Genomic DNA, 1,494 nt, shown 5'->3' with positions numbered 1-1,494 from the left:
GCGGTTGGGAATGGTACGTCGATTATTACCGAGACCTATGGTTTTTCGATCCGGCGAATAGCGATCAAGCGGCTCCGATTATCGTCGACGTGAATACGCCCGTTCGAAACCTAAAGCACAACATTGACACGCAAGGATTGCGAAATCGGGTGTATGTACGGGGTGGAACGACACTGTCTGACCCGTTTGTATATGAGATCATGGCGGACGGCACGGCAAGGGTTTGGACGCTTCCCCATAAGCCTCATTCCATCACCATGTCTATCTCGGGAATCCCGAAACGTGTTGGGATTGAAAATGTAGATGATGAGGCCACTGTCGATTTCCTCCTCAATTTTCAGGAGAAATATATCAGAGCTTCTTCCCAAACCCTAACACCGTCCAACGGAGCAACTGTAACCTTTACCTATCGTTACGATATTGACGTTATTACAATGGTGGACGACTTTGATTCGCAAATGGCGATCGCTCAAGTTCGAGGGGGTGACGGGGTTTATGAACATGGTATCGTAGAAAAATCCTTAACTACCGTGGAAGCCGCCGAGGCCGCTGGTTTGGCCGATTTGCGACAGTTTGCGAATCCACGGGTGCGCGGAAGTTTTGAGACAGAAATCCCCGGCTGGGTTCCTGGTCAAGTTGTGACCATTCAATTGCCCGATAAGGGGATCTCAAACACCTTCTTGGTACAGAAAGTCACGTTGTCCCCTTTAACCCCAGATATCTGGACGTATTCAGTGGAATATGGGGGACGGCTCATCAGTATCCCTGATTTTCTACAAGCATTGGTTAGTGCCCAAAAAACCGAGAGTAATGAAACCGTACTGCTCAATAAGTTCGTGTACGGAACCGAAGGGTTACAGGTTGGGGATCAAATGACGGTAACGACAGGCCAGATGCCATATAGGCTCGAGGAAAGTCGGGAGGATGTAATTACAGCGATTCTCGAAGGAGATAGTGATGAGCCTCCGGTGATATCCACTTGTGGTTCGTGCCTCATTGTTTCTACCTGTAACGCGTGGCAAGCGCCTTCAGCAAACATTACGACCAGCCTTGATGGGCTGAATTTTACGCCTTGGCAGACGTTGGACATGGATAGAGTGATGACGGTTCCCTATCCAGGCTTTTTCAAACTCGCCAGCTTTGGGACGGATATCCGATATTACAACTTCAAAAAGCCCTTTGAAGAAACGAGCAACGTTTGTGGAGAGGTGGTGGTTTCATAAAATCGGGAGTAGAAATCAAGGGCGAATGGTTTTTTGAAGAAGGAGGCCGAGTCATCGGGCCTCTTTTTAATTTTATTTCTTCGGCAGGACTGGAACTTTTGTCTCAAAGGATCGCTGATTTACCCAGTCCCTATTTGGTCGTGGGGGATGACACGAATCCCGGTGAAACCATTATCGAGGTGTTCCGAAAACCGGTGTCTAGCATTATCGTATCGAGAAATCAGGTGCGGTTTCGCACCCAGTTTCTTTCGGGTGAAGCAAATGGGGATCA

1 protein-coding gene is annotated in these 1,494 nt (G+C 48.5%); it reads left to right on the top strand.

The window, feature by feature from the left end; translation table 11 throughout:
• Window positions 1-1,223, top strand: a 1,223-nt coding sequence (locus tag H1S01_RS20135; protein WP_188042151.1) for a hypothetical protein, incomplete at its 5' end; no start/stop codon positions are given.
• Between the last annotated feature and the right edge of the window lie 271 nt (window positions 1,224-1,494).

Origin of the sequence: Heliobacterium chlorum (assembly GCF_014502795.1) — a bacterium.
GTDB lineage: Bacteria > Bacillota > Desulfitobacteriia > Heliobacteriales > Heliobacteriaceae > Heliobacterium > Heliobacterium chlorum.
This window is presented reverse-complemented; position numbering and strand designations above follow the sequence as displayed.